Source organism: Vannielia sp. ABF1_015 (assembly GCF_056160745.1).
Genome location: NZ_JBSWXT010000001.1, coordinates 1,698,796 through 1,718,588, shown reverse-complemented (window position 1 = coordinate 1,718,588; position 19,793 = coordinate 1,698,796). Strand labels below are relative to the sequence as shown.

Below are 19,793 nucleotides of genomic sequence, written 5' to 3'. Positions count from 1 at the left end.
GGGCGATGTGTGTTGCCCCGAGGCTCTAGCCCATCGCGGGCGGGCTCACAAGATTTTGGCTTTGCGCGACGGCTTGGGCGCGGGGCGGTCCTTCCCCGCGGCCTCCGGCTCCGGGCGCGGCTCGGGCACCGCAACCTCGGGCTTGGGCGCGGGCGGCGGAACGGTGAGAGCGGAGAGCTTGAGATAGCGGGTCATCGGGCAGCGGCTTTCATTCTGATGGCTCCAGACTGGCAATTGCCCTTGGGGCAAGCAATCACGCCGCCAGGGAATCACGGCTTTTTCACTGCCCAATCGCGCGTGGCCCTCAATAAGTGGCAAAAGTTGCCGCGCGTTAAGCCAACAGAAAGGCGGAAGCCATAGAACCTGTGCTGTGAAGCATTGAAATGATCCGCATGCGCAATAGCCTGGCCATAGTTCTCACCTTCATTGGCACCATCGCCATAACGCCCGTGGCTGCCATACTGGCCGCGCCGGTGGGCGACGGGCCGGTGCTGATCGTTCTGCCGCCATGGGCTGACGCCGAGGCCGTGCTCGCCGCCTCGGGTGGGCGGCTCATCGGGCCAACACGTGCGCCCTTCGCCATGCTCGCCGCCTACCCGTCCCCCACCGCTGCGCGCTCGGCCCCCGGCCACGGGGCCTGGGCCGTGTTCAGCGGTGGCGCAATCGCCCTTATCTGTGGAGCCTCCGATGCCTAAGTCCGCGCCCCTGCTTCTGACTGCCGATCAGGCGATCGACCCGGGCGTGGACCACGCCCTTGAAGAAGCCCGCGCCAACGCCGTCAAATTGCTGTCGCGCCTCACGCCAGTGATCTGGCTGTTGGCGCTCGCAGCAGAGTGGATGATGGGCGGCAACTTCATGGTGATGGGTCTCGCCGGAGGGGCCTTCACCCTGCTTGGGCTGGCGGCACCCCGCTTCGCCCCCCGCGCCGCCCGCATCCTCGTGGCTCAATCCCTCACCGGCCTGGCGATCTCGCTCAACGCCGCACTCGCAGGGCACCCGATGCAGATCGACAGCCACATGACCTACTTCGCCGTGCTCGCCATGCTCGTTGCCATGGCAGATATCGTGCCTCTGCTGGTGGCGGCGGGCACGATCGCGGTGCATCACCTCGTGCTCACCTTCGCCCTCCCGGCGCTGGTCTACCCCTCCTCCGATCTGGTTCTCAATGTCGGGCGCACAGTGTTTCATGCCATCATCGTGGTGGCAGAAACCTCCGTTCTCACGCTGACAATCCTCAACCGCATCTCCCTGTCGCGAGAAGCCTCTCAAAAGGCTCGTGAAAGCCGGTTTGCAAAGGCGAGAGCCGAAGAGAGCAGCACAAAAGCCCTCGAAGAAGCCAGCCGCGCGACGGAGGCACTGGGGCAGGCGAAAGTGCAATCCAAGGCCGCTGCAAAGGCCCGCTCAGAGGCCGAAACGGCGCTGAAGGAAGTTGAAAAGCGGGCAGCCGAAGCGGCCGAAGCGGAGGCGCGCGAGGCCCGCACCGCGGCAGAACGCAACGAAGCCCTCGCGCGGTTGCTGGAAGTCTTCCGACAAAAACTCGCACGCATGGCCGAAGGTGACCTTGCAGTGCGCGTAACCGAAGATCTGGGCGCAGACTTTGACGACCTCGCCCATCACTTCAACGGTGCCGGCGAGCGGCTGTGCTCCACGATGAACGCAGTCATCTCTCAAGCGGCCTCGATCAATGAGCAATCATGCGAACTGTCGTCTTCTGCCACAGATCTTTCGACTCGCACCGAAAAGCAGGCTGCAACCCTCGCCCAAATCGCGGCCACCCTGAAGGAATTGACGCGCACCATCGAAATCGTGGCCAGCGAATCGTGCGATGCCCGCAAACAGGCTGAAAGCACCTCAACCGAAGCCGCCGAGGGCACAGGCATCATGGCCGAGGCGGTGGACGCGATGAACCGCATCGAAGAAAGCTCGCGCGAAATCCACAAAATTACCTCTGTGATTGACGACATTGCCTTCCAGACCAATCTTCTCGCACTCAACGCCGGGGTGGAGGCCGCTCGCGCGGGCGAGGCCGGGCGCGGCTTTGCCGTGGTCGCTTCCGAGGTCCGCGCGCTGGCCCAGCGCAGCTCCGATGCTGCGCGTGAGATCAATGGCCTCATCTCCAACTCGGTTGGCGAAATATCCAACGGCGCCTCACTGGTGACGAACACCGGCACAGCGCTGGAAGGGATACAGGCCTCTGTCACCGGCATTGTCGAGCGCCTTCGCTCCATCGCCGATGCCACCTCCGATCAGTCGCGAGGCCTGAGCGAGGTGAACGAGGCCGTCTCCGAACTTGAGCGCGTCACCCAGCAGAATGCAGGCATGTTCGAAGAGACCACAGCCGCCAACGCCATGCTCGCAGGCAGCGCCGATGAGCTGAACGCGCTGATGAAGGGGTTCTCGCTTGCCGAGGACAATGCCCCGGTCGCCACGAAACCGCCTCAAGATATACCCGTCATGCCGCCCCTGCGCGCGGCCTCCTAACCTCCGGCCGCGCCCGCCACGCCGTGCAACAAGCCCTGCCCCGGCGGCTGCCGTCAGCCAACAACCACGGCGCAGGCCCGCCCTGGCCCCAACCGCCCTTGCGCCTCGCCCGCCCACAGGCATTATGGGCCCGGAACGAGCACAGGGGCAGGTATGGCACTTCCCGTCGGCACACAGGCCAAATACTGGACACTCGCCGCCGTGGTTTTCTTCGGCGTGCTCTACGTGCTGGGCGACGTGATCCTGCCGTTCATCCTAGGCGGCGCGGTCGCCTACTGCCTTGATCCAGTGGCCGACCGGCTCGAAAGGCTGGGCCTGCACCGCATCGCGGCGGTGATCCTCATCTCCGTTGTCGCCCTGTTGATCTTCGTCCTCGGCGCGCTGCTGATCATGCCCACGCTGGTTGAGCAATCCATCGCCCTCTTCAAAGCCGCGCCGCAGATCTTCTCTGATCTGCGCAACTTCCTCACCACCCGCTTCCCCGACCTGATGGACGGAGAAAGCACCATCTCCAAGTCGCTCGCGAGCCTTGGCGAAACCATCCAGTCCAAGGGTGGCGAGTTTGTATCTTCGCTGGTGGCCTCGGTTTCGGGCATCGTCAACGTGCTTGTGCTGCTTGTCCTCGTGCCCATCGTCGCCTTCTACCTCCTGCTCGACTGGGACAGGATGGTGGCCCGCATCGACGATCTGCTGCCCCGCGATCATGCCCCCACCATCCGCCACCTCGCCCGCGAGATCGACAAGACGCTCGCCGCCTTCATCCGCGGGCAAGGCACCGTTTGCCTCGTGCTGGGCATCTTCTATGCGGTGGCCCTCATGTCCGTTGGCCTCAACTTCGGCCTCGTTGTCGGGGCCGTGGCGGGGGCGCTCACCTTCATCCCCTACGTTGGCGCACTCGTCGGGGGCGCGCTGGCCATCGGGCTGGCCTTCTTTCAGTTCTGGGGCGAATGGTGGTGGATCGGCGCGGTGGCCATCATTTTCTTCTTCGGCCAGTTCCTGGAGGGCAACGTGCTCACGCCCAACCTCGTCGGCCAGTCCGTCGGGCTGCACCCGGTCTGGCTGATCTTCGCGCTCTCCGCCTTCGGCACCCTCTTCGGCTTCACCGGCATGCTCGTGGCCGTCCCGGTGGCCGCCTCGCTCGGTGTGATCGCGCGCTGGGCCATCGGCCAGTACAAGCAGGGCAGGCTTTATCGTGGGCTCTATGATCAGGAGGCCGTGGCCGAGGCCCGAACGCCCAACGAAACCTCCGCCGATATCGCCAAGTCCCGGCTGAAAGACTAGCCCATGCCCCGCCAGCTCCCGATAGATCTCCCGGTGATCGAGGCCACCGGGCGCGATGCATTCTTCATCTCGCCCGCCAATGCCGATGCCGCTGCGCTGATCGACGACAGCCCGATGTGGCCAAACGGGCGGCTTCTGCTGAGCGGGCCGGAAGGGGCGGGCAAGAGCCACCTCGCCGCGATCTGGGCCGCCGATACCTGCGCGACCCGGCTCGACGCCCTCGGCCTTGCACAGCTGCCCCCGCCCGAGCCGGGCAGCTCGCTGCTGGTCGAAGACATTCACCTCATCCTCGGCACCCGCGAGCAGGAAGAGCCGCTCTTTCACCTCCTCAACCGCGCCGCCGCCGCCCCCGCCCGGCTGCTGCTCACGGCGCGCGAGCCGCTTCCGCCCTGCGCCCTGCCCGACCTCGAAACCCGCCTTCAGGCCACCCCCCGCGCGCGGCTCGCCGAGCCGGACGACATGTTGCTCACCGCGCTCCTTGTCAAACACTTTACCGACCGCCAGCTCACGCCAACGCAAAAACTGCTCGATTACCTGCTGCCCCGCATGGAGCGTTCCGCCGCCGCCGCGCGCCGGTTGGTGATCGCGCTGGATCGGCACCAACTCGCCACAGGGCACAAACTCTCCCGCAAGCTGGCGCGCGAGGTCTTGGATGATGGCGGCTTTTCAGGCACATAGAAGGTAAGACCGTCATCCAGACGTGACTTTTCCAGCCTAAACCCGTGCCATGACCCAATCCGACTTCCTCACAGCCGCATATCCGGCCCCCGTCGAGCTTGACGCAGATGACCTGTCCGGGCCGTCGCGCTTCTACAACCGCGAACTCTCATGGCTGGGGTTCAACTGGCGAGTGCTGGAAGAGGCGGAAAACCCGCGTGTTCCCCTGCTCGAACGCATCCGCTTTGTATCAATCTCGGCCACCAACCTCGACGAGTTCTACACCGTACGCGTCGCCGGGTTGCGCGAGCTGGCCCGCGCCGGCAACACCACGCCCGCCGCCGATGGCCTCAGCCCCGCTGAGCAGTTGCTGCTCATCAACACCGATGCCCGCAAGCTCATGGCCCGCCAGCAAGAAACCTGGGCAACCCTGCGCAAGGAACTGGAAGAAAACGACATTTCCCTGCTCGATGCCAAGAGCCTGAGCAAGGAAGATCACGCGTTTCTGGCCGATTACTTCCTCGCGCAGGTGTTTCCGGTGCTCTCGCCGCTCGCCATCGACCCGGCCCACCCTTTCCCGTTCATCGCCAACACCGGCTTCTGCCTCGCACTCCAGCTGGAAAGCGAGAACTCGGGCCGCAAGCTTGATGCCATCCTACCGATCCCCCATCAGGTCGATCGGTTCATCGCCCTGCCTGCGACCGAGGGCAAACACCGCTTTCTGCCGCTCGAAGCCCTGCTGCGCCTGCACATCGGCTCGCTCTTTCCGGGCTACCGCGAGAAGGGCTCCTGCACCTTCCGCGTGCTGCGTGACAGCGACCTTGAGCTTGAGGAAGAGGCCGAAGATCTCGTCCGCGAGTTCGAAACCGCGCTCAAACGTCGCCGCCGCGGCGAGGTCATCCGCCTCAACATGTCCTCCGGCGCGCCCAAGGCATTGAAGGCGCTCATCATGCGTGAGCTGGAGGTGGATGATGAGGAGGTGATCGAAACCAGCGGCATCCTCGGCGTTGCCGACCTCAAGGAACTGGTGATCGACGCCCGCCCCGATCTGCTCTGGCCCAATTTCACGCCCCGCGTGCCCGAGCGCGTGCAAGACCACGAGGGCGACATGTTTGCAGCGATCCGCCAGAAGGACATGCTGCTGCATCACCCCTATGAAACCTTCGATATGGTGGTGCGCTTTCTCCAGCAGGCCGCGCGCGACCCGGATGTGGTGGCGATCAAGCAAACGCTCTACCGCACGTCAAAAAACTCGCCCATCGTCGAGGCGCTCTGCGAGGCGGCGGAAGACGGCAAGTCGGTTACCGCGCTCGTGGAACTGAAGGCCCGCTTCGATGAGGCGGCGAACATCCGGCAAAGTCGGCGGCTGGAGCGCTCTGGCGCGCATGTCGTTTACGGCTTCATGAACTACAAGACCCACGCCAAGATCAGCACCGTGGTGCGGCGTGAGGGCAAGGAGCTGGTGACCTACACCCACTACGGCACCGGCAACTACCACCCGATCACCGCCCGCATTTACACCGACCTGTCGCTCTTTACCTGCGATAAGGCGCTGGGCCGTGACGCGGGCAAGGTCTTCAACTACCTCTCCGGCTACGCCCAGCCGGGCGAGTTGGAAAACCTTTCGATCTCGCCGATCTCGCTCAAGCCCACCCTGCTGAAGATGATCGCCGCCGAGGCCGAGCACGCCCGCGCCGGCAAGCCTGCCGAGATCTGGGCCAAGATGAACTCGCTGATCGAGCCCGATGTGATCGACGCGCTCTATGCCGCCTCACAGGCCGGGGTGAAGATAAGCCTCGTCATCCGTGGCATCTGCGGCGTGCGCCCCGGCATCAAGGGCCTGTCAGAGAACATCCGCGTCAAATCCATCGTCGGGCGCTACCTTGAGCACTCCCGCATCGTCTGCTTTGGCAACGGCCACGGGCTGCCGTCCAAGAAGGCGCGGGTCTATATTTCCTCGGCTGATTGGATGGGGCGAAACCTCAATCGCCGGGTCGAAACGCTGGTGGAATGCACCAACCCCACGGTGAAAGCCCAGATCACCGAGCAGGTGATGGCCGCCAACATGGCCGACACCGCGCAAAGCTGGGTGATGAAGCCCGATGGCAGCTTTTACCGGCCCGCACTCTCCAAGGGCACCCAGCCGTTCAACTGCCACCGCTTCTTCATGGAAAACCCCTCCCTTTCGGGGCGCGGATCGGCGGGGGCTGGCGATGTTCCCGAGCTGACCCACTCCAAAGATTGACCTTCCGCGCGCGCGCCCTCTATCAAGTCAAGGCAAGCACTTCCGGGGAGAGGACATGGACGGATCAGGCGAGCAGCAACGAAGCCTCGGCCCTTTCGGACGCCCGATTTTCGATCACCCCGATGCGCAGGCGCTCTCCCGCGTCGGTGTTATCGACATAGGCTCCAACTCCGTCCGCATGGTGATCTTCGATGGCGCGGCCCGCTCGCCCGCCTATTTCTTCAATGAAAAGGTGATGTGCGGCCTCGGCGAAGGCATGGGCGAAACCGGACGCCTCAACCCCGAAGGCCGCACCCGGGCGCTGGCCGCGATCCGCCGGTTCTATGCGCTGGCCCGTGGCATGGGCATCCCGCCGCTCACCGCCTGCGCCACCGCCGCCGTGCGCAACGCCGATGACGGGCCGGAGTTTTGCGCCGAGATCAAGGCGGCCACCGGGCTTGAGGTCTATGTGGTGGACGGCGAAGAGGAGGCCCGGCTTTCGGCACAGGGCGTGCTCGTCGGCTGGCCCGGCGCCACCGGCCTGGCCTGCGATATCGGCGGCTCTTCGATGGAGCTGGCCCTGCTGGAAGACGGCGGCGTTGGGGCACGTGCCTCCACCTCGCTCGGCCCGCTCCGGCTGAAAACCATCAAGGGCGGTCGCAAGGCCCGCAAGACCGAGATCGACGAAACACTCGATCAGCTGGCCAAGGCCCTGCCCAAGCACAAACGCCTCTACCTTGTCGGCGGCTCGTGGCGGGCCATCGCCAAGATTGATATCCACCGCCGCGGCTACCCGCTGCATGTGCTGCACGACTATCACGCCACCCCTGCCCAGCTCCGCAAAACGCTGGATTGGCTGCGCGGGCGCGATCTGGAAGAGGTGCGCAGCGAAGTCGGCCTGTCCGCCGCGCGGATCGCACTGGTGCCGGTGGCGGGCGAAGTGCTGCGGCGTCTGATGAAGAAATTCGGCACCAAGGAGGTGTGGATCTCGGCCTATGGCATCCGCGAGGGCATGCTCTACGAACAGATGTCAGATCTGATCCGCGCCCGCGATCCCCTGATCGAGGCCGCCCGCTTCGACGAGGCGCAAAACGCCCGCGTGCCTGGCTTTGGCCGCACGCTCTACGACTTCGTCATGCCGCTGTTCCGCAACGCCCGCGCCGACAAGCAACGCCTGATCCGCGCCGCCTGCCTGCTGCACGATGTAAGCTGGCGCGCCCACCCCGACTATCGGGGCGAGGTTTGCTTTGACAATGCCACCCGCTCCAACCTCGGTGGGATAGATCACAATGGCCGAATCTTCGTTGGCCTCGCCCTGCTCCACCGCTACCGCAACGCCGCCCCCGGCTCGCACCTTGAGCCGATGGTCGAGCTGCTCTCGGACCGTGACCGGCAAATGGCCGTGGTGCTCGGCAAGGCCATGCGCTTTGGCGCAATGTTCTCGGGCAACAACCCCGAGGCCATGTGCCGGATGGAATACCGCCCGAAAAAGAAAGAGCTGAAGCTGGTGCTACCCCGCGCAACCGCCGACCTCTACGGTGAGGTGGCCGAGGCCCGGTTCAAGTCGCTGGCAAGCGAGTTGGGCTGCGAAATGCACGTCCGGCTCGCTGGTGACTAGCCGCCGGTGAGAGCCGGGGCACCAGCACCCGCTGGCGTCACAACTCGATTTCGCCCTCTGGATCAAACTCCGGAAGCCTCGGCCGTTCAGGCGAACGCTCCATCTCCTCGGGCGTCTTGCGGCGGATGATGATGTCACCGTTCTCCAGCCGCTCAGGCGGGTGATACTGATCGAACTCGCCAATCATCTCGGCCAGTTCCGCCATCTGCGGCCCGATCTGCTCGGCCAGATCGCGCATCACCGGCTCCATCTCCCGCGCCATATCCTTCAGCGCGGGCTCCATCTCTTCGGCAAGACCGCGAAAGAAGAGCAACATCCCCTCTTCCACGAGGTTAAAGCCCTCATCCATATCGCCACGAGGCCGGGGCTCGGCCTCCTGTGCAACAGCCGGGGCAATGGCGAGCGTGCTCGCAAGGGTCAAGGCAGCAAGGTGTTTCATGGCCTCAATATAGGCACGCGCGCACGGCGTTTCAAAGTCACGTCACCAGATCGACGCTGACAGGGAAATGATCGGAGGCGGCTAGCAGCGCCTCTCGCAGTTCGGGCAGCGCATAAATTGCCGGATCATCAAAGGGATGCCATATCCGCCAGCCCGCCGCCCGGCTGGCCAGCCCGGGCGACAGCATGAGGTAGTCGAGCAAGGCGCTCAGATAGCGCTTTTCCTCACGAATATAGAACCGGGCCGAGGTGTCATGGGCCTGCATCACACCGCCCGCCATCGCCTGCCTTGCATGCGGGTCCACAAGCCGCATCGGCGCGGGCTGGTCCGCCCCCAGCACAATCTCCATCCCCGAACGGCCAAACAGCGCCTCGTATTCATCCAGCCCCGGCCCGTCGTTGAAGTCCCCGGCCACAACCAGCGCCTCGCCCCTCGCCAGATGCTGCTCCACCCGGCGGCGCAGCCAGATGGATTGCGCCAACTGCTTGCGCCGGTTGGCGATGGAGATCCGCGTCGCATCGGCCTCCGAACGCGCACCATGCGGCGACTTGCTCTTGATATGCACGCCGATCAACCGCACCGGCTCGTCGATCCCTTTCAGCCGCAGCTCCGCCTCCAGCGGCGGCTTGGAAAACCGCACAAGGTCTTCGCGCGCGTCGATATCAAGGTCGATCCGGAAGGTGCCGTCAAACCGCGGGGCATCCTCGCTGCCCTTCTTGCCGGTAACCTGCCCCACCGGATCATGCCGCGCCTCTACCGTGTCCGGATCATAGAGCAGCGCCAGCTCCTGCTGCGTGTCATTGTGAAACCCCACCAACGCCTTGCGCGCCCGCAGCCCGAAGAGCCGCGCGAACCCCTCCAAGGCGGCCTCCGTTCGGCGCGGGGCCTTCCAGTCCGGCGCTTCCACGATCAGCACCGCATCGGCATCCAGCGCGGTAAACACAATGCCCAGTGCCTCCAGCTGCGCGGCCCGCGTCACGTTCCATCGCGCCGACCATTCGCCATCAGCCAGCGGGGCACCTTCCTCATCAAAGAGCGCGTTGAACCACTCCACGTTATAGGTGGCCAGTCTCACTTCCCGCTGATCTCTTCCCACGCCCGGTTGATCGCGATCATCCGCTTCTCGGCCATTCGCACCGCCTCTTCGGGCACGCCGCGCGCCATCATCACATCGGGGTGGCTCTCACGCACCTGTCGCCGCCATGCCGCGCGAATTTCATCCGTTGGCGCATCGGGGCTGACCCCCAGCACCGCATAGGGATCGGATTCCGCATCCGGCACAAACCGCGCCCGAAGCGAGCGAAACTCCCGCTCACTCACCCGAAAAATCGCCGCCACCCGCGCCAGAAAGTCATCCTCATTCGGGTGATACTCGCCATCGGCCATGGCGATATGAAATAACCCTTCCAACAGGTCAGTCAGGGCGCCATGCCCGTCATCGAACATCCGCGCGATCCGGGCAGCATAATCCTCAAATCCCGCCACATCCTGCCGCGCAAGGTTGAAGACTCTCGCCGCATTGGCCTCCTCTGAGGGCGGAATGGTAAAAACCTCGCGAAAGGCGGTGACCTCATCTTTCGTCACCATCCCATCGGCCTTGGCCATCTTTGCGCCAAGAGCAATCACCGCGATGGTAAAGCCCACGGTGCGCTCGGGCGCAGTGCGCAAACGGTCAAACACCGCCCCAAGCCCCTCGCCCGCGCGAAGAGCCGAAAGCGCATCACCTATACGGGACCAAATCGACATGAGGTCACCTTAACCACCTGCGCCGAGGGGGTCACAAAAATTTCTGCATCAGCACAAGGTCATGCCAGCGGTCAAACTTCCAGCCGACCTGCCGCAACCGGGCGACCTCCTGAAAGCCCAAAGCCGCGTGAAACCTTACGCCGGCCTCATTCTCACCGCTCACGCCCGCAAAGAGCGAATGTACCCCCGCCGCACTGGCATGGCCACAAAGCGCCTCCATCAAGGCCCGCCCCGCGCCCCGGCCCCAAGCCTCGGGCCGCACAGCAATCGAATGCTCCTTGGTGCGCCCATAGCCCACGCCGCCACGAAAAGGCCCATAGCTGGCATAGCCCACCACCCGGCCCGCCTGCTCGGTGACCCAAAAGGGCACCTGCTCCATCGCTGCGGCAATTTCGTCCGGCACCTTCTCGACGCTGTTGAAGGTCACCACTGTCTCGCGAACCACCCAGTTGATCAGCTCGCAAATCGGCCCTGCATCTTCCGGCGCGGCCCGCCTTACCTCAGCCACTTCACGCCCCCCGGCGTGTCAAACCGGGCGGCCATCCGCGTCGGCCCCCGCATGAACCGAAACCGCGCGTCCTCAAGCCCCAGCAGCTTCAAATCCCGCGCCGCTGCATGGCCCACCAGCAACTCCGCCAGCCGCACGCCCACGTCCGGCAAGGCGGGCGCCGGATGCGGGCCCTGCCACACCATCAGCGCCGGGTGCATGTTGTTCATCGGCAGAATGCCATCCTCCGGCACCGCCATAGACCAGCGATACGCGCCCCGCGTCAGCGCCAAAGGCACGCCCACACCGGGATGCGCGGCCACCGCTGCGCCAAGGTCATCCACCCGGCACACCCAGCGCGCAATCCGCGGCTGGCCCTCGAAACGATCAAGGTCAAACCACCGCGCCCGCCCCGGCTTGGGGGCCTCCGGGTCCACAGCGATGACCTCCAGATATTCTTCGCCCCCAAGCGACAACAGGGCATTATGGGTGCCAAAGGCCGCGTGCTGCCCACCCGGTGAAAGCGCCGCACCCAGCGCCTCCTCCACATAGGCGACCCCCTCCTCCAGCCGTCCGCAGAGCACTGCGATATGGTCAAATTCAATCATGCCCGCATGAAAGCCACGCCCCGCCCCAAAGCACAAGCCGGTTCATTTTCTTGCCGGAAATACTCCAATGCGCTGCGTGCAGAACAGCCCGCCGCACGGTGCAGAGAGCCGCGCCAGCCAAAGGCCGGGGGTGGGGTCGCGGGGTGGGCGGGCGGGAGCTCCCCACCCCCGGCCCTCTACCCCCTCGCCGCGCGAATGAGCTTCAGCACATCCTGCGCCGCTGTCGGAATGTTGGTTCCGGGCCCAAAGATCGCCTTCACACCGGACTTGTACAGAAAATCATAGTCCTGCTGCGGAATGACCCCGCCGCAGATCACGATGATATCCTCCGCGCCCGCCGCCTTCAGCGCCTCCACCAGCTTGGGCGCCAGCGTTTTGTGCCCCGCCGCCTGGCTGGAGATCCCGACCACATGCACGTCGTTGTCGACCGCGTCCTGCGCGGCTTCCTCCGGTGTCTGGAAAAGCGGCCCCACGTCCACGTCAAAGCCGATGTCGGCAAAGGCGGTGGCAATCACCTTGGCCCCCCTGTCGTGCCCGTCCTGCCCCATCTTCACCACCAGCATCCGAGGGCGGCGGCCCTCTTCCTCGGCGAACGCCTCCACCGAGGCCTGGATCGCCGCAAAGCCCTCGTCGCCGTCATAGGCGGCACCATAGACCCCCGCCAATGTCTTCACCTCGGCCCGGTGGCGGCCGAACACCTTTTCCATCGCCATGCTGATCTCTCCCACGCTCGCCCGCGCCCGCGCGGCCTCAACAGCCGCCTCCAGCAGGTTGCCGCCCTCGCGCGCCCGCCGCTCCAACTCGCCCAGCGCCGCGTCGCAGGCGGCCTGATCTCGGCTCCCGCGAATGCGCTCCAGCCGCGCCACCTGATTTTCTCGCACCTTCACATTATCGACGTCGAGAATGTCGATCGGGTCTTCCTTGTCTTTGCGGTACTTGTTGACGCCAACAATCACCTCCTCGCCCCGGTCGATCATCGCCTGCCGCCGCGCCGCGCTCTCCTCGATCCGCAGCTTGGGCATGCCGGAGGCCACCGCCTTGGTCATGCCGCCCATCTCCTCGACCTCTTCGATCAGCGCCCAGGCCTTCTCGATGAGCTCATCTGTCAGGCTTTCGATGTAGTAGGAGCCCGCCAGCGGATCGACGACGCGCGTCACCTGCGTTTCTTCCTGCAAAATCAGCTGCGTATTCCGCGCAATCCGGGCCGAAAACTCGGTGGGCAGGGCAATCGCCTCGTCCAGCGCGTTGGTGTGCAGGCTCTGCGTGCCCCCAAGCACCGCGCTCATTGCCTCATAGGCCGTGCGGATCACGTTGTTATAGGGATCCTGCTCCTGAAGGCTCACGCCGCTCGTCTGGCAGTGCGTCCGCAGCATCTTGCTGCGCTCACTCTGCGCCCCGAACTCCGTCATGATCCGGTGCCAAAGCGTGCGCGCCGCCCGCAGCTTGGCGATCTCCATGAAAAAGTTCATCCCGATGGCGAAGAAGAAACTGAGACGCCCGGCAAACTTATCCACGTCCATGCCCGCCTCGATGGCCGCCCGCACGTATTCACGCCCGTCCGCCAGCGTATATGCCAGCTCCTGCACAAGGTTCGCGCCCGCCTCCTGCATGTGGTAGCCGGAAATCGAGATCGAGTTGAACTTGGGCATCTCGTTGGAGGTGTATTCGATGATGTCCGAGATGATCCGCATGCTCGGCTCGGGCGGATACACATAGGTATTCCGCACCATGAACTCCTTCAGAATGTCGTTCTGAATGGTGCCCGAGAGCAGCGCCCGGTCATGCCCCTGCTCCTCGCCGGTCACGATGAAATTGGCGAGGATCGGAATGACCGCCCCGTTCATCGTCATCGACACCGAGACGGTATCCAGCGGAATCCCGTCAAACAGGATCTTCATGTCCTCCACACTGTCAATCGCCACCCCGGCCTTGCCCACATCGCCCTCAACGCGCGGATGGTCGCTGTCATAGCCCCGGTGCGTGGCCAGATCGAAGGCCACCGAAACCCCCTGCTGCCCCGCATCCAAAGCCTTGCGATAAAAGGCGTTGCTCTCCTCGGCGGTCGAGAACCCGGCGTATTGCCGAATGGTCCAGGGCCGCCCGGCATACATCGTCGCCTTCGGCCCACGGGTAAACGGCGCCTGCCCGGGGATGCTGCCCATATGGTCCAGCCCGTCCACATCCGCCTCGGTGTAGAGGGGTTTCACCCGGATGCCTTCCAGCGTTTCCCAGTCAAGGCTCTCCAGCGGCTTGCCCCGCAGTTCCTTCTCTGCAATCGCCTTCCAATCGTCGGTCTTGCTCATCGGAGCCTCCCTTTCAGGTCCGCATCATCTCTTGTGGTCACATCACAGGGCCGCGTTGCCCCTTCGCATTCGGCGCGATGACGCCTATATCCTTGGCAACAGGAGAATTTCATGCGGCTCGCCCCCATTGCCCTCGCGGCGCTCATCACGTCCCCCCTTGCGGCACAGGAAACCGGCCCTGCCGTCATCTCCGAAGGTGCGGCGGAGGAGGCGGCAGAGGCTGTTGCCGCTGAGGTGGCAGGCGACGCGAGCGAGTTGCAAATCCTCGCGGCCTCCGAGGTGACGCTGGCAGATTTTCTCTGGCTGCGCAGGCCCATCGTCGTCTTTGCCGACACCCCCGCCGACCCGCGCTTTGCCGAACAGCTGGAGCTTCTCGCCGCCCGCCCCGGCGCGCTCATGGATCGGGACGCGGTGATCATCACCGATACCGACCCGACCGCCCTTTCGCCGGTGCGCAAGCAACTCCGCCCGCGCGGCTTCCAACTCGTGCTGATCGGCAAGGATGGCGAGGTGAAGCTGCGCAAACCCTTCCCGTGGGACGTGCGCGAAATCACCCGCAGCATCGACAAATGGCCACTCCGGCGCGACGAATTGCGCAAGAAGTGAGCAGGAAGCCCCTGCCGCGAACGCTTGAGAAACGCGCCATAAGGCTCTATATGTAAGGCAGAAGTCTGAAACCGTTCAGGCACCAAAGGAGCGGATATGAGCAAACGCAGCGACATTCCCTTCACTCCGATCCCGGTAACTGGCCGGACGGGGCCTCAGCCGGGGTATTGAACTCCAGCCGCACACGTTCCGCGGCCTCCCTGCCCCCCTTGCCGAAAGCGTCGATAACCGCATTGGCATAGCGCCCGAAACTGAGCGCCTGTTTCTTCATTTCGATATAGTCGTGATACATGGCGATCCGCCGGGCCTGCGCCATGCCCTTGAAGCTCTCGCCCCGCATGTCATCCACCAATGCCGCAATGCTTTTGAGTTGGCTGTAATAAGACACGATCGGGTCGATGGTCTGGCGCGGCAGCACGTGAATCTCGGGCAGCAGCACATCGAACACCGTGTCATTGTGCTCGCGCGGAATCAGCGGCACAAACTCCTCGTCCTCCCGCATCCGCTCCAGCATGCCCTCGGCGTAGCTCTCGATCCGCTCGTTGTCCCAGAGATTGGCGAGGTTGTTGCCGATCTCGGCATAGAGCGCGCGGTGCATGTCGCGCAGCTTTTCCTGCCGCAGCGCCGCCGCCTCCCGGCGGTTCAGCACCCCGTTGACGAACCAGCCCGCGCCAAGGAAAAGGCCGGCGATCACCGCCTGCCAGATCCGCGCATCGAGGTTCGCCAGCCAGTTCATCACCCCTCGCCCGTCACCCGCCCGTGGGTGGCCCAGCCACCCAGCGCGAAGAGGATGAAGATCATCAGAATGAGCGCCTCTGCGGGGGCGAAGATACCGGCCAGCATCAGCCCGGCCCCCATCACCATCATCCCAAGCACAGCGCCGATGCCCCGGATCCACCAGTCACGGCCCGCCACAAAGCCCATGATCCGGGTCACGATCATCGTCCAGGCCACGAGACCCGCCAACCCGGAAATCACCGCCATAGCAACCAGCATCGCCATGCCGCCGCCTGTGGTGCCGTCCGGCGGCACGATCCGCCCGAGCAGGTTGATGATCGCCCAGGCCATGAACAGGCCTGAGACGAAGCCCACCGCATGGGCCAGAAGTGCACGCATCGCGGGGCTCATTCGAACTCCATAATCACATCGTCCACCGCAAGGCTGTCACCCGGCCCGGCGTTTATCTTGGCCACCTTGGCCGTTTTCTCGGCGCGCAGGATGTTTTCCATCTTCATCGCCTCCACAGTGCACAGCGCCTGCCCCTCCTGCACCTCATCGCCCTCGGCCACGTCGACCTTCACAATGAGGCCCGGCATCGGGCAGAGCAGCATCTTCGAAGTGTCCGGCGGCAGTCGCTCGGGCATCAGCGCCGCCAATTCGGCCTGGCGCGGGGTCCAGACCTTTACCGGCACATCCGCACCCCGGAACCGGATGCGAAAGCCGCTTGTCAGCTTGCCCACCTTCAGCACCATCAGCGCGCCGTCGATCTTCACCCGCGCAAGGCTGTCGCCCGGCGTCCAGTCGGAGGCCACGCGATGCACGGTGCCATCCGAGAAGGCCACGGTTGCGCCCGCCTTGTCGGCCGCGATCTCGGTCACCAGCGTTTCACCCGCCACCGAAACGACCCACTCAGAGCCAACGTGCCGCTCGTGGTTGTCCATGCGGCCCGACACGCGGCTACGGCGAATTTCGGCCAGCCGATACATTGCCGCCGCCGCCGCCGCGACCCGTCGCTTATCAACGTCGCTCAGCTCAACACCTTGAAACCCATCGGGATATTCTTCCTCGATGAAGGCCGTGGTGATGTTGCCAGAAACAAACTTCGGATGGTCCATCACCGCCGCGAGGAACGGCAGATTGTGGCCGATCCCCTCCAGCTCGAAGCTGTCGAGCGCCACCCGCATCTCCTCGATGGCTTCCTCCCGCGTCGGGGCCCATGTGCAGAGCTTGGCGATCATCGGGTCGTAATACATGCTGATCTCGCCGCCCTCGTAGACGCCGGTATCGTTGCGCACGGCCCGTGTCTCCTCGGCCACCTCCTCCGGCGGACGATAAGCCACCAGCCGCCCGATTGACGGCAGGAAGTTGCGATAGGGGTCTTCGGCATAAAGGCGGCTCTCCATCGCCCAGCCGTTCAGCTTCACCTCGTCCTGGGTGAGGCTCAGCGGCTCGCCGTTGGCCACGCGGATCATCTGTTCCACAAGGTCCACGCCGGTGATCAACTCCGTTACCGGATGCTCCACCTGTAGCCGCGTGTTCATTTCGAGGAAGTAAAAGTTCTTCTCGCCGTCGACAATAAACTCCACCGTGCCCGCGCTGGTGTAGCCCACCGCCTGCGCCAGCGCGACGGCCTGCTCACCCATCGCCCGGCGCGTCTCCTCGTCGAGAAACGGCGAGGGCGCCTCTTCAATCACCTTCTGGTTCCGCCGCTGGATCGAGCACTCCCGCTCGCCAAGGTAAATCCCGTTGCCGTGCGCATCGCAGAGCACCTGAATTTCTATGTGGCGCGGCTGGGTGACGAACTTCTCAATGAAAATCCGGTCATCGCCAAAGCTGCTCGCCGCCTCGTTCTTTGAACTCTGAAAGCCCTCGCGCGCCTCCTCGTCGTTCCACGCGATCCGCATCCCCTTGCCGCCGCCGCCCGCGCTGGCCTTGATCATCACCGGATAGCCGATCTCGCCGCTGATCCTCACCGCCTCATCGGCATCCTCGATCAGCCCCATGTAGCCGGGCACCGTGCTGACGCCCGCCTCCTGCGCGATTTTCTTGGAGGTGATCTTGTCGCCCATCGCCTCAATCGCCCCGACCGGCGGGCCGATGAAGGCCACGCCCTCGGCGTCTAGCGCCTGAGCGAACTTCGGGTTCTCGGAGAGAAAGCCATAGCCCGGGTGCACCGCCTGCGCGCCGGTCTGGCGGATCGCGTCCATGATCTTGTCGATCACGATGTAAGACTGGTTCGCGGCAGGCGGGCCGATATGCACCGCTTCATCCGCCATTTCCACATGCAGGGCATGCTTGTCGGCATCCGAATAAACGGCCACCGTCCTGATCCCCATCTTGCGCGCCGTTTTGATAACCCGGCAGGCAATTTCCCCCCGGTTGGCGATCAGGATCTTGTCGAACATCTTTACTGTCCCTCTTGTGGCTTGGCTTCGCGGAGCGGTGGAACGCAAAAAGCGCCCTCCGGGCGGCTGGCCCGAAGAACGCTTTGGTGAGCTTTCATGCTGTCAAACGCTTGCCCGCGCCCGGCACGGCGGCCGGTGCAAGCTGCGGTGTTTTCAGAGGTCGTTGGAAATGGCGCCCACGCCCGCGCCAACCGCCGCCCCGACAACCGGGTCATTGTCCGTGGCCTCAGCGGCAACGGCCCCAACCCCGGCACCGACGGCGGCGCGCTCAAGGTCGTTGTCGCAGGCCGCGACGAGCAGAATTGCGGGAAGGGTCGCGCCCAGAATGATCTTGCGCATGTCTGTTTTCCTCTCAAACGATTGGCCCTGCCGCGTTGCGCGTCGCAGAGCAATTTCAGGTCTGAGAGAAAAACAAAGGCTTCGCCGGCCCGGTTCCACGGCCCGGCGAAATTTCGCTGGTATCGCCGTAGCTTAGAACGCGTCCGCGATGTCGTCCGAGAGGGCGCCCACGCCTGCGCCAACAGCGGCCCCGACAAGCGGGTCGTTGTCGGTTGCGCTGGCGGCAACTGCACCGATGCCAGCGCCAACGGCCGCGCGCTGCACGTCGTTGTCAAGGCACCCGGAGAGGGCGAACACGAAAGGAAGGGCGGCGGCCCAGATGAGTTTTTGCATGATGTACTGCCTCGAGTTTTATTGTTTATGGGCAGCGTTTTACAGCAAAATACGGAGTCCGTGAAGCCAAATTCGTCACCCCCACGCCCGAGACCTTCGAAACAGGCGAACATGCGCCGCGCCAAAAAAGGGTGTGGCCTGACCCTAACGGGGCCAGACCACATAGAAGGGGAAGGGTAACGGTTTTGACTTATTAAGGCCGACGCAAGCTTGCTGGAGAACGCCGGGCCTGAAGCAACATTCGCAGTCAGGCCGCAGTCGAACAAGCGCACCGTGACGCCACGGCAGTTTTGAGCCGTTTCCCGCCAATTCCCCGCGGTCCGCCTCGGCAAAATCACGCCCAGCCCTCCTCTTCGAAGGCTTCGGGGAAGGCCCGCCGCGCGGCGGCTTCGTCAATCTTCAGAAGGGCTTCGTAGCTTGCCGGATCAAACGGGTCTTCGGCAGGCACCACCTCGCGGCCAAACAGCCAGCCCAGGCGGCCCGCATCAAGGTTGCCGCGCTCAAAGGGCTCCGCGCCAAACTGCTCCCACAGCGCCGCCATGAAGCCCGAATCGGCACGGCGATCGGCTGGCCGTCGGTCGGCAAAGCGTTCACGCGCCTTGAGAGGCGTTGCGCCACCCTTCGACGGGCGTCGGATTACAAATTGAAAGTCGGTTCCGGGGAGGCGGCCAGGAAAGCCGCGATGTTTGATCATGCGCCACGCTCCCGGATGAGCGGGCGGAGGGTTGGGGCAGGCCCGAAGGCCTGCCCCAATGTAGAATTAGTACTTCGAGTAGGTCGGCTCTTCGACCACAACTTCTTCCACAACAACTTCGTCCTGCTGGGCGCAGGCAGCCACGAAGGCAACGAGGCTGATGGCGAGAAGGGTTTTGATGCTCTTCGACATCTCTGTCTCCTAATAATCTGTGAGGTGCGCAGAAAGCGTTGACACTCCCCAGGTCCCTCATTCGAGTTCACAGCCAAATAGGTCTGGCCAAGCGTGAGGTTAATGCAATTATCAGAGGAAAAACAGGCCCATCCGTGCAGTTGAATCCCCTGTGGCGGGATTGCATCAAACCCCGCCATGAAGGCGCGCAAACGCCTTGTTTTATTGGCATCTTGCATCATCATCGCCACTCGCACCCGGCCTCGGTGATATCATAGGAGGCAATAAATTGCGTGGCCTGCGGGTCTGGCTGACCCCGTTCCACCACCCGGTCCATCAATGCGATGACGATTTGGTCGACAGGTGATTCATGCCCCGCCGCAGTGGCCAGACCCGCACCGTTGCAGAGCGCGTCCATTTCCCCGGCGACATCATCATAGCCCAGCGTCCCACCCTCGCGGGCGATCTGCGGGGCGAGGTAACGCATCACCAGCCACCGCTCTTCGGCACCCTCCGTACGGCCCACGTGCACCTCAACCAGCGCATCGTGCAGCACGGCCCAATCCTCAGGCAGATCTTTCGCGATGGCAGGGGCGGCAAGGAACGGCAGCGCCAAAAGAAGCGCTCCGCGCCGGGGCCTCCCCTCCCCTGCGCGGAGCGGCCGAACGCGAACGTCCGGCT

Annotated in this window: 22 protein-coding genes; 7 read left to right on the top strand and 15 right to left on the bottom strand. The window is 64.2% G+C overall.

Features of this window, described 5'->3' with window-relative positions:
- Positions 1-45 precede the first annotated feature (45 nt).
- Positions 46-195, bottom strand: a complete 150-nt coding sequence (locus ACXAG6_RS08615; RefSeq protein WP_475337009.1) for a hypothetical protein — start codon at positions 193-195, stop codon at positions 46-48.
- A 197-nt stretch (positions 196-392) separates the two neighbouring features.
- On the opposite strand from ACXAG6_RS08615, the gene ACXAG6_RS08610 reads away from it, so the two are divergent.
- The 6 genes from ACXAG6_RS08610 (at position 393) to ACXAG6_RS08585 (ending at position 8,261) form a co-directional block, all read left to right on the top strand.
- A complete protein-coding gene (locus ACXAG6_RS08610; protein ID WP_475337008.1) occupies positions 393-695 on the top strand; it encodes a hypothetical protein in 303 nt (100 codons plus the stop codon).
- The gene (locus ACXAG6_RS08605; RefSeq protein ID WP_475337007.1) at positions 688-2,481 is read left to right on the top strand and encodes a methyl-accepting chemotaxis protein; all 1,794 of its coding nucleotides are present in this window, start codon (positions 688-690) and stop codon (positions 2,479-2,481) included. The genes ACXAG6_RS08610 and ACXAG6_RS08605 overlap by 8 nt, the downstream gene beginning before the upstream one ends.
- A gap of 153 nt (positions 2,482-2,634) precedes the next feature.
- Complete coding sequence (locus tag ACXAG6_RS08600) at positions 2,635-3,762, top strand: AI-2E family transporter (protein WP_475337006.1); 1,128 nt, start codon at positions 2,635-2,637, stop codon at positions 3,760-3,762.
- 3 nt (positions 3,763-3,765) lie between these two features.
- Positions 3,766-4,440 carry a P-loop NTPase family protein gene (locus ACXAG6_RS08595; RefSeq protein WP_475337005.1) on the top strand — a complete coding sequence of 225 codons (675 nt, stop codon included), beginning with the start codon at positions 3,766-3,768 and terminating at the stop codon, positions 4,438-4,440.
- Between the two features lie 49 nt (positions 4,441-4,489).
- Positions 4,490-6,664, top strand: coding sequence for an RNA degradosome polyphosphate kinase (locus ACXAG6_RS08590; RefSeq protein WP_475337004.1), 2,175 nt, complete (start codon positions 4,490-4,492; stop codon positions 6,662-6,664).
- Between the two features lie 55 nt (positions 6,665-6,719).
- Entirely contained in the window at positions 6,720-8,261 is a 1,542-nt protein-coding gene (locus tag ACXAG6_RS08585) for a Ppx/GppA family phosphatase (RefSeq protein WP_140013507.1), read from the top strand.
- A gap of 37 nt (positions 8,262-8,298) precedes the next feature.
- Here ACXAG6_RS08585 and ACXAG6_RS08580 read toward each other — a convergent pair whose 3' ends face one another.
- The 6 genes from ACXAG6_RS08580 to scpA all read right to left on the bottom strand — a co-directional run bounded on the left by ACXAG6_RS08580 (position 8,299) and on the right by scpA (position 13,844).
- Positions 8,299-8,700, bottom strand: coding sequence for a hypothetical protein (locus ACXAG6_RS08580; protein ID WP_475337003.1), 402 nt, complete (start codon positions 8,698-8,700; stop codon positions 8,299-8,301).
- 37 nt (positions 8,701-8,737) lie between these two features.
- A complete protein-coding gene (locus ACXAG6_RS08575) occupies positions 8,738-9,775 on the bottom strand; it encodes an endonuclease/exonuclease/phosphatase family protein (RefSeq protein ID WP_475337002.1) in 1,038 nt (345 codons plus the stop codon).
- On the bottom strand, positions 9,772-10,446 hold the full coding sequence (locus ACXAG6_RS08570; protein ID WP_140013503.1) for a molecular chaperone DjiA: 675 nt from the start codon (positions 10,444-10,446) through the stop codon (positions 9,772-9,774). The genes ACXAG6_RS08575 and ACXAG6_RS08570 overlap by 4 nt, the downstream gene beginning before the upstream one ends.
- A gap of 31 nt (positions 10,447-10,477) precedes the next feature.
- Positions 10,478-10,954: an N-acetyltransferase family protein gene (locus ACXAG6_RS08565; protein ID WP_475337000.1), complete on the bottom strand. Its 477-nt coding sequence runs from the start codon at positions 10,952-10,954 to the stop codon at positions 10,478-10,480.
- Positions 10,942-11,541 (bottom strand): VOC family protein, encoded by a 600-nt coding sequence (locus tag ACXAG6_RS08560; protein ID WP_475336999.1) that lies wholly within the window; start codon positions 11,539-11,541, stop codon positions 10,942-10,944. Before ACXAG6_RS08560 ends, ACXAG6_RS08565 begins: the two co-directional genes overlap by 13 nt.
- Before the next feature lie 176 nt (positions 11,542-11,717).
- Positions 11,718-13,844, bottom strand: a complete 2,127-nt coding sequence (gene scpA / locus ACXAG6_RS08555; protein ID WP_475336998.1) for a methylmalonyl-CoA mutase — start codon at positions 13,842-13,844, stop codon at positions 11,718-11,720.
- Between the two features lie 111 nt (positions 13,845-13,955).
- Between scpA and ACXAG6_RS08550 the strand changes: the two genes are divergently transcribed.
- Entirely contained in the window at positions 13,956-14,450 is a 495-nt protein-coding gene (locus ACXAG6_RS08550) for a DUF4174 domain-containing protein (protein ID WP_475336996.1), read from the top strand.
- 121 nt (positions 14,451-14,571) lie between these two features.
- Here ACXAG6_RS08550 and ACXAG6_RS08545 read toward each other — a convergent pair whose 3' ends face one another.
- The 8 genes from ACXAG6_RS08545 to ACXAG6_RS08510 all read right to left on the bottom strand — a co-directional run bounded on the left by ACXAG6_RS08545 (position 14,572) and on the right by ACXAG6_RS08510 (position 19,728).
- Positions 14,572-15,186, bottom strand: a complete 615-nt coding sequence (locus tag ACXAG6_RS08545; protein ID WP_475336995.1) for a hypothetical protein — start codon at positions 15,184-15,186, stop codon at positions 14,572-14,574.
- Positions 15,186-15,578, bottom strand: coding sequence for a hypothetical protein (locus tag ACXAG6_RS08540; protein ID WP_475336994.1), 393 nt, complete (start codon positions 15,576-15,578; stop codon positions 15,186-15,188). The genes ACXAG6_RS08545 and ACXAG6_RS08540 overlap by 1 nt, the downstream gene beginning before the upstream one ends.
- Positions 15,575-17,575 carry an acetyl-CoA carboxylase biotin carboxylase subunit gene (locus ACXAG6_RS08535; protein ID WP_475336993.1) on the bottom strand — a complete coding sequence of 667 codons (2,001 nt, stop codon included), beginning with the start codon at positions 17,573-17,575 and terminating at the stop codon, positions 15,575-15,577. Before ACXAG6_RS08535 ends, ACXAG6_RS08540 begins: the two co-directional genes overlap by 4 nt.
- A 153-nt stretch (positions 17,576-17,728) precedes the next feature.
- Positions 17,729-17,914: a YMGG-like glycine zipper-containing protein gene (locus ACXAG6_RS08530; RefSeq protein WP_140013496.1), complete on the bottom strand. Its 186-nt coding sequence runs from the start codon at positions 17,912-17,914 to the stop codon at positions 17,729-17,731.
- Positions 17,915-18,046: 132 nt separating this feature from the next.
- Entirely contained in the window at positions 18,047-18,247 is a 201-nt protein-coding gene (locus ACXAG6_RS08525; RefSeq protein WP_140013495.1) for a YMGG-like glycine zipper-containing protein, read from the bottom strand.
- A gap of 334 nt (positions 18,248-18,581) precedes the next feature.
- Positions 18,582-18,941, bottom strand: coding sequence for a hypothetical protein (locus ACXAG6_RS08520; RefSeq protein ID WP_475336992.1), 360 nt, complete (start codon positions 18,939-18,941; stop codon positions 18,582-18,584).
- Positions 18,942-19,007: 66 nt separating this feature from the next.
- Positions 19,008-19,133, bottom strand: a complete 126-nt coding sequence (locus ACXAG6_RS08515; protein ID WP_256377575.1) for a hypothetical protein — start codon at positions 19,131-19,133, stop codon at positions 19,008-19,010.
- A gap of 220 nt (positions 19,134-19,353) precedes the next feature.
- The gene (locus tag ACXAG6_RS08510) at positions 19,354-19,728 is read right to left on the bottom strand and encodes a DUF6497 family protein (protein WP_140013493.1); all 375 of its coding nucleotides are present in this window, start codon (positions 19,726-19,728) and stop codon (positions 19,354-19,356) included.
- Positions 19,729-19,793 lie beyond the last annotated feature (65 nt).